The sequence below is a fragment of the Paenisporosarcina sp. P4_E4_2 genome (assembly GCF_056401595.1).
Genome location: NZ_JBFUJC010000155.1, coordinates 1 through 7,263, shown reverse-complemented (window position 1 = coordinate 7,263; position 7,263 = coordinate 1). Strand labels below are relative to the sequence as shown.

The 7,263-nt window shown below is 41.5% G+C and carries 7 protein-coding genes, 8 tRNA genes and 1 rRNA gene; 15 read left to right on the top strand and 1 reads right to left on the bottom strand.

Annotated features, from left to right (window positions below):
• The first annotated feature begins 143 nt into the window (after positions 1–143).
• The 9 genes from rrf (at position 144) to AC1DSB_RS11630 (ending at position 1,168) form a co-directional block, all read left to right on the top strand.
• Positions 144–259 (top strand): 5S ribosomal RNA (rrf, locus tag AC1DSB_RS11670).
• A 20-nt stretch (positions 260–279) separates the two neighbouring features.
• Positions 280–354 (top strand) — tRNA-Asn (locus AC1DSB_RS11665).
• Positions 355–367: 13 nt separating this feature from the next.
• A tRNA-Thr gene (locus AC1DSB_RS11660) sits at positions 368–440 on the top strand.
• A 38-nt stretch (positions 441–478) separates the two neighbouring features.
• A tRNA-Glu gene (locus tag AC1DSB_RS11655) sits at positions 479–553 on the top strand.
• Positions 554–713: 160 nt separating this feature from the next.
• Positions 714–789 (top strand) — tRNA-Val (locus tag AC1DSB_RS11650).
• 22 nt (positions 790–811) lie between these two features.
• Positions 812–895, top strand: a tRNA-Tyr gene (locus tag AC1DSB_RS11645).
• A gap of 18 nt (positions 896–913) precedes the next feature.
• Positions 914–988: transfer RNA gene (locus AC1DSB_RS11640), tRNA-Gln, on the top strand.
• A gap of 12 nt (positions 989–1,000) precedes the next feature.
• Positions 1,001–1,073, top strand: a tRNA-Lys gene (locus tag AC1DSB_RS11635).
• 22 nt (positions 1,074–1,095) lie between these two features.
• Positions 1,096–1,168: transfer RNA gene (locus AC1DSB_RS11630), tRNA-Ala, on the top strand.
• Between the two features lie 65 nt (positions 1,169–1,233).
• Here AC1DSB_RS11630 and AC1DSB_RS11625 read toward each other — a convergent pair.
• The gene (locus AC1DSB_RS11625) at positions 1,234–2,124 is read right to left on the bottom strand and encodes a LysR family transcriptional regulator (RefSeq protein WP_477586763.1); all 891 of its coding nucleotides are present in this window, start codon (positions 2,122–2,124) and stop codon (positions 1,234–1,236) included.
• 92 nt (positions 2,125–2,216) lie between these two features.
• On the opposite strand from AC1DSB_RS11625, the gene AC1DSB_RS11620 reads away from it, so the two are divergent.
• The 6 genes from AC1DSB_RS11620 to cdaA form a co-directional block, all read left to right on the top strand.
• Entirely contained in the window at positions 2,217–3,287 is a 1,071-nt protein-coding gene (locus tag AC1DSB_RS11620; RefSeq protein WP_477531898.1) for a citrate/2-methylcitrate synthase, read from the top strand.
• Between the two features lie 29 nt (positions 3,288–3,316).
• Complete coding sequence (locus tag AC1DSB_RS11615; protein ID WP_477531897.1) at positions 3,317–3,901, top strand: GNAT family N-acetyltransferase; 585 nt, start codon at positions 3,317–3,319, stop codon at positions 3,899–3,901.
• A 67-nt stretch (positions 3,902–3,968) separates the two neighbouring features.
• Positions 3,969–4,874, top strand: a complete 906-nt coding sequence (gene rocF, locus AC1DSB_RS11610; protein ID WP_477531896.1) for an arginase — start codon at positions 3,969–3,971, stop codon at positions 4,872–4,874.
• A gap of 234 nt (positions 4,875–5,108) precedes the next feature.
• A complete protein-coding gene (gene sigW, locus AC1DSB_RS11605; RefSeq protein ID WP_016429490.1) occupies positions 5,109–5,672 on the top strand; it encodes an RNA polymerase sigma factor SigW in 564 nt (187 codons plus the stop codon).
• Positions 5,673–5,684: 12 nt separating this feature from the next.
• Positions 5,685–6,302 carry a zf-HC2 domain-containing protein gene (locus AC1DSB_RS11600; RefSeq protein ID WP_477531895.1) on the top strand — a complete coding sequence of 206 codons (618 nt, stop codon included), beginning with the start codon at positions 5,685–5,687 and terminating at the stop codon, positions 6,300–6,302.
• 308 nt (positions 6,303–6,610) lie between these two features.
• The coding region (cdaA, locus tag AC1DSB_RS11595) for a diadenylate cyclase CdaA (RefSeq protein ID WP_477586762.1) at positions 6,611–7,263 on the top strand (653 nt) is incomplete at its 3' end.

Sequence of the window (7,263 nt, the reverse complement as noted above, 5' to 3'; positions counted from 1 at the left end):
GAGGTAGATAGGTTCGAGGTGGAAGCGCGGTGACGTGTGCAGCTGACGAATACTAATCGATCGAGGACTTAACCAAAATGAATTTGAATGGTTTTCAATGACCCGTTTATCCAGTTTTGAGTGAACAAACACTCAAAAAAAAGTCTAGTGATAATGGCAAAGAGGTCACACCCGTTCCCATACCGAACACGGAAGTTAAGCTCTTTAGCGCCGATGGTAGTTGGGGGTTTCCCCCTGTGAGAGTAGGACGTCGCTAGGCTTTTTTATTTATACTTTTATTCCGAAGTAGCTCAGTGGTAGAGCAATCGGCTGTTAACCGATTGGTCGTAGGTTCGAGTCCTACCTTCGGAGCCACTACTTTCTTCTTGCTTCCATAGCTCAGCAGGTAGAGTGCTTCCATGGTAAGGAAGAGGTCACCGGTTCGAGCCCGGTTGGAAGCTTTTTTCCAAAAATACAGTACTCGTTTATCATACATATCGGCCCCTTGGTCAAGCGGTTAAGACACCGCCCTTTCACGGCGGTAACACGGGTTCGAATCCCGTAGGGGTCACCATGAATTTCTTTTTACGTAACTTTAACCAGTTCGTAAAAAGGATCAAAAGCACAAGTAGTTCTAGGAAACGAACGAATGAATGAAGGAGCGTACAAAAGTACGTGACTGAAATGAATGCGTGAGTTGACAACGAAATACGCCGCTTTTCATTCTTTTTACCGGAGGATTAGCTCAGCTGGGAGAGCATCTGCCTTACAAGCAGAGGGTCGGCGGTTCGAGCCCGTCATCCTCCACCATTATTTTTATATATTTACCCTTGGAGGGGTAGTGAAGTGGCTAAACACGACGGACTGTAAATCCGTTCCTTCGGGTTCGGCGGTTCGAATCCGCCCCCCTCCACCATTTTTTCGATTTTACTAATGGGGTATAGCCAAGCGGTAAGGCAACGGATTTTGATTCCGTCACGCCCTGGTTCGAATCCAGGTACCCCAGCCATAACACTTGTACGAGCCATTAGCTCAGTTGGTAGAGCATCTGACTTTTAATCAGAGGGTCGTAGGTTCGAATCCTACATGGCTCATTTTTTTATTTAATTTTTTTTCGGGGCCTTAGCTCAGCTGGGAGAGCGCCTGCCTTGCACGCAGGAGGTCAGCGGTTCGATCCCGCTAGGCTCCATAATTGAAAAGATGTTTGGAATATTTATATTCCAAACATCTTTTTTTGTTTTTCTGAAATCATGTTTATCCAAAATAATGCGACGACAAGAGCTGAATGAACTCTTTCTCCAATTCCGCTTGTTTCTTTATGACAACATAAGTCGTGACTTTAGGTAATTCAAATAAATCAAAATGGACATTCTTCAATCTGCCCTCCAGTAGTTCACGTCTGACAATAGAGTGAGGCAGGAATGAGATACCGAGCCCTTCCTGGATAAAACGTTTGGTGATATGTGCTTGAGAGACTTTCATGGAACGCAAGCCGGTTACTTGTTTTCTTAACTTTATCAACACGTCATCCCAAAACACGGGGTGATGGTGGGTAAACAGTGTATAAGTTTGTAAAAACTCCATTTCATCGTACGCAGGCCCACTTTCATCATCATAGATATCCACAGGAGCAATGAAAAGAAGAGGTTCTTCAAAAATTGGAATCGATTCAATATGTTTATAAGTCGAATTTAATGCGGATATCCCCAAATGTACGTCTTCTTTATCCACAAGTTCTTCGATGAGGTGCGATTCTTCCACGCGAATCGTGATTTCTAAGTCTGGATGTTGCCGCATAAATGAACGCAGGATATGAGGTAATATGGTTTCTGCCAACAACGGAGAAATGGCAATGGTCCAATTCCTTCTAAACCCCTGTTTGTAAGCATGAATGGTTTGGATACTTTCTTCATATTGTTGAAGGAGTTTGTCTGCTTTATCCACAAATAATTTGCCGGCATCCGATAACGTAACCCGGTTTTTGCTACGTTCAAATAAAGAAATTCCTAAAAATTCTTCCAACAATTTAATGTGCACGGAAACACYCGGTTGTGACATTAAAAGTTGCTCGGAAGTTTTTCGGAAATTAAGCGTCTTGGCAGCCACACTGAATGTTTTTATCCATTGAATTTCAATAACAAACACCTCTATTAAGAAAATTAATTAAGTTAATTATAACTATTTAATTTTTATAATCAATTTGCCGACGTATACTTCTTTTATAGGAGGCGATCAGTATGTTTCAAAAAGGTTTGAAAGACGTGGTGGCCGTTCACACGAAAATCGCATCGGTCGATGGAGACAAAGGTGAATTGCGCTACCGTGGAGAACTTGTGGATAAAATCATCCCAAATGCAACATTTGAACAGTTGTCCACATTTTTATGGACAGGAGAGAAGGAACCAGTTTCCTCATTACTGAAAGAAGGAAGAGTACTTCCTGAACATGTACTAAACCTACTGGGGCAATTGCCCATTGATTTACAAGTGATGGATGTATTGAAGGTAGCTGTTTCGGCTTACGGAACCCCGTCATTCCTGGGAAAATCAATATATGAACAATCGGTTATTTTAACAGCTGCTCTTCCGGTAATCGTTGCTTTTTATTATCGAAGACAACAAGGATTGGAGCCTTTGTCTTCACTTGATAATCTCGGACATACAGCCAATTTTTTATACTTGTTAACAGGGATATCCCCAACACTTGCACAAGTGGAAGCGCTTGAGACGTATTTGTTATTAACAATGGAGCATGGCTTGAATGCATCGACGTTTGCTGCACGTGTCACCATCTCAACGGAGTCTGATATTCCATCTGCAATTGTATCTGCACTAGGGACGATGAAAGGTCCTTTACATGGAGGTGCTCCTTCAGGGGTGCTTGATTTATTGGATGAGATGCAGTCTCCCGAAGGAGTGCGTGCAGTCATAGAAGAAAAGCTAGCTAGAGGAGAACGCATCATGGGGTTCGGTCACAGGATCTATAAAACGGAAGATCCGCGTTCGATTGTGCTTCGTGAAAAATGTTTATCACTTCAAGGAGAAGATGCATGGCTTGATCTTGCTACTTTTGCTGAAAAAGAAATAATTCATCTGTTAAATGAACATAAACCTGGCCGCAAGCTGTATACCAATGTCGAGTTCTATGCAGCGGCCATCATGCGTGCCATTAATTTGGACCCGGCACTCTTTACACCTACCTTCAGTGTGGCTCGAATTGTCGGGTGGACTGCCCATGCGATGGAACAAGCGGAAGATAACACAATTTTCAGACCACAGTCTGTATATATTGGAAAAACTTTTGTATGATAGTGTAAAAGTTGTTGGGAGTGTGGAATATGAGCGTTTTATTAATGCATGATGATGTGACGTTACGACCGATGCAAGAATCCGATATTGAAAGACTGTGGAAACTGACAACGTTCGAAACGTTTACTTTTATGCTTAATAAATTTCAACATATGGAAGAGTTTGAAAAGTGGATGAGCTCCGGCTATGAAGATATGCAATTAACTGATTCGACAATTGTTTTTGTTGCAGCGAACTCAAAAACGGACGAACTGTATGGTTCTACACGTATATATAACATTGACCATGCGAATAAAACATGTGAAATAGGCGGTACTTTTTATGGCAAACCATTTCAACGAACGCATATCAATACGACAGCTAAGTGGCTGCTGCTCACATATGCCTTTGAAACGCTTGGCATGATTCGCGTTCAATTTAAAACAGATGAAGAAAATGTGGAGTCTCAAAAAGCGATTGAACGACTCGGAGCCCAAAAAGAAGGCATCTTACGAAATGAACGAATTCGCTCGACTGGAAAACCGCGCAATGCCGTTGTTTACTCAATCATTGACAAAGAGTGGGCCAGCGTCAACAAAGGGTTGCAAGAAAAAATGAATAAATATTCAAAATGATGTGCGGTTGAGCCAAGTGTACCTCTTCATTTACAATAGACCTAAGTAAATGGGGAGGTATAAAATAATGAATAAATTAAATATATCTTTAATTGGGGTACCGATGGATTTGGGGCAAAATCGTCGTGGGGTTGATATGGGACCGAGTGCGATTCGTTACGCTGGCGTTGTTGAACGTTTAGAAGAGATTGGTCACACGGTAACAGACGAAGGCGATATCCAAATTGCAGCGGCAGAAAAAACTGCTCCAACTAATACAAATTTACGCAACTTAAAAGAAGTAACAGATGCAAGTACAACTTTAGCTAATAAAATCCATGATGTTATGGAAAATGGTCAATTCCCGCTTATTCTAGGTGGAGATCATAGTATTGCCATTGGCACATTGGCTGGTTTAGGCGATCGTTATGAAAATCTAGGCGTTATCTGGTACGATGCGCATGCAGATTTAAATACGGGAGATACATCTCCATCTGGTAACATTCACGGAATGCCACTTGCAGTAAGTATTGGATTGGGCAATGAACAATTGGTGAATATTCGTGGATTTGCACCAAAAATCAAGCCTGAAAATGTTGTCATTATCGGCGCACGTTCAATTGATCCTGGTGAGCGTGAGTTAATTAAAGAAAAAGGCATCAAAGTGTTCACGATGCATGATATCGATAAGCTTGGAATGACGGAAGTTATGGACAAAGCTATGTGGTATTTAAAAGATCGTGAAGTAGATGGTGTCCATTTATCACTGGATTTAGATGGAATTGATCCGATTTATACACCAGGTGTGGGAACTCCTGTACCGGGTGGAATCAGTTACCGCGAAAGTCATTTAGCGATGGAAATGCTGTATTCTGCAGACATAATCACATCAGCTGAATTCGTAGAAGTTAACCCGATTCTTGATGAGAAAAATAAAACAGCGGATGTAGCTGTAGCTTTGATGGGCTCACTATTCGGCGAAAAATTATTATAAGTTAATATCGAACGGTTCAACCTGGCATATGATGCTATGGTTGAACTGTTTTTGTATTTATTTCATGCCACTAATTGAAATGAATGGCCGTCAACTTATAGGTAAGTTTTTAATTAATTGTAAGTATCTTGAAATATTTCTGATATAATATTAGGTATTGATAAAAAAGATGAAACCTGTCTCAACTTTAATCCGTATAAGTAAGACAGCCGCATGAGCGGAGGGGAAATCACCATGGATGCTTTGGTCAACAAACGAATAAAAGAAGTATTAAAAGGCGATCAAAATGCATTCGCGGAGATTGTCGAGCTATACCAAGATAAATTATATCGGGTATGTTTTCGTATGCTTGGAAACATGCATGAAGCGGAGGATATCGCACAGGAAGCATTTGTTCGTGCCTTCATTAACATCCATACGTTTGATACAAATCGAAAATTTTCAACTTGGTTGTACCGAATTGGAACCAATTTGTGTATCGACCGTATAAGAAAGAAGAAACCGGATTATTACTTGGATGCAGAGGTTTCAGGTACAGAAGGTTTGAATATGTACTCGCAAATCGCTGCCTCAGAAGAATTGCCGGAAGATCAGGTAATGAAAATGGAAATGCAAGACCGTGTCCAATATGAAATCAGTCGCTTGCCGGATAAGTACCGCGCAGTGATTGTACTGAAATATATGGAGGATTTGCCGCTCCAGGAAATCAGTGACATTTTGGAAATGCCACTTGGAACTGTGAAAACCCGTATCCACAGAGGGCGCGAAGCGCTCAGAAAGCAATTGAGTAACATGTAGGAGGGATTCACGATGAACAAATGTCCAGAACATATCGTTCACTATATGCATGAATATTTGGATGGCGACATCAGTGTTGAACATGAGCAGGAGCTCAAAACCCATTTAATCAATTGTCCGTCTTGTCAGCAGCACATGCATGAGTTAAGCAAAGTCGCTGCGTTCGTTCAGAGCGCTTCACATATTACAGCACCGAATGGTTTTGTGGAAGGYGTGACGGCACGTTTGCCAAAAGAAACATCAAAAGTTGGGATGAAACGCTGGTTCCACAGCCATCCATTACTGACTGCTGCAGCCTTGTTTATGATTCTGATGAGTGCTTCACTCTTCTCCAGTTATAACGATGACCAACATTTCTCGTTTACAAAACAACCAAACCTTGTGGTTGAAGGAGAAAAAGTAATCGTTCCTGCAGGAGAGATTGTCAAAGGGGACTTGGTTGTCAAAAATGGTGACCTTCAAATTGATGGAGAAGTAGATGGGAATGTGACGGTAATCAATGGACAGTATATGGCCTCAACAGCCAATGTGACAGGTGAAATAGAAGAAATCAATCAAGTGTTTGATTGGCTTTGGTATAAAATTAAAGCAGGCGCAAAAGACGTCACGTCGCTTGTTGATGGAAACTAAGATAAATAAGCCTACCCGTTGAGGGTGGGCTTTTGCTTTGTCCCTATTGAAAGGTAGGAGATAGGACGTGATTCCGGCTGCGAAATATGTGAACGCGAATAGAAGTTGTGGAAAAGCGAATAGAAGTCAATGAAACGCGAATAGAAATGGAATAAGAGCGAATAGAAGTCCCCAAAACACGCATAGGCCAAAATCCATGCGCTATAAGTGTCAATCTTGCTTGAAGCGTTGCGCTATTAGGCAGAAGGCTGGATGTTTATGTTATACTGATTCCATATGAATATGTGATGAAAAGTGGGGGATGCCACATGCCGTTTATTGACCAATTCACCGATTTGACGCCGGTAAACGTGCTCGTTAATATACTTGATGTGTTACTCGTGTGGTTTGTCATTTATAAGATCTTCACTTTGATAAAAGGAACGAAAGCGGTCCAATTATTAAAAGGAATCTTTGTAATCATCATTGTCCGGGTGCTAACGCAAACAGTTGGATTGGATACACTTGGTTGGATGATGCAAAAAATCATTGACTGGGGCTTTCTTGCCATTATTATTATTTTCCAACCGGAGCTAAGACGTGCACTCGAACAGATAGGTCGAGGTAAATTATTCGCCCGCACGAGCCTTCAAGAAGCAGAAGAGCAAAATCGATTAATTGAAGCCATGACGAAATCTGTAAGCTATATGGCAAAACGCCGAATTGGTGCGTTGATTTCGATTGAACGCGAGACAGGGTTAACGGAGTACATTGAAACGGGTATTAAAATGAACTCTGAAACTACATCGGAATTATTGATTAATATTTTCATACCGAATACGCCACTTCATGATGGAGCGGTTATTATGCAAAAAAATAAAATAGCGGCTGCTGCCTGTTATTTGCCGTTATCTGAAAGTCCATTCATTTCGAAAGAGCTTGGTACACGTCATCGTGCGGCACTGGGTATAAGGGGTATAAG

Coding starts and splice junctions, on each gene's coding strand:
- AC1DSB_RS11620 (WP_477531898.1), top strand. CDS start 2,217: ATGTTTCAAAAAGGTTTGAAAGACGTGGTGGCCGTTCACACGAAAATC.
- rocF (WP_477531896.1), top strand. CDS start 3,969: ATGAATAAATTAAATATATCTTTAATTGGGGTACCGATGGATTTGGGG.
- sigW (WP_016429490.1), top strand. CDS start 5,109: ATGGATGCTTTGGTCAACAAACGAATAAAAGAAGTATTAAAAGGCGAT.
- AC1DSB_RS11615 (WP_477531897.1), top strand. CDS start 3,317: ATGAGCGTTTTATTAATGCATGATGATGTGACGTTACGACCGATGCAA.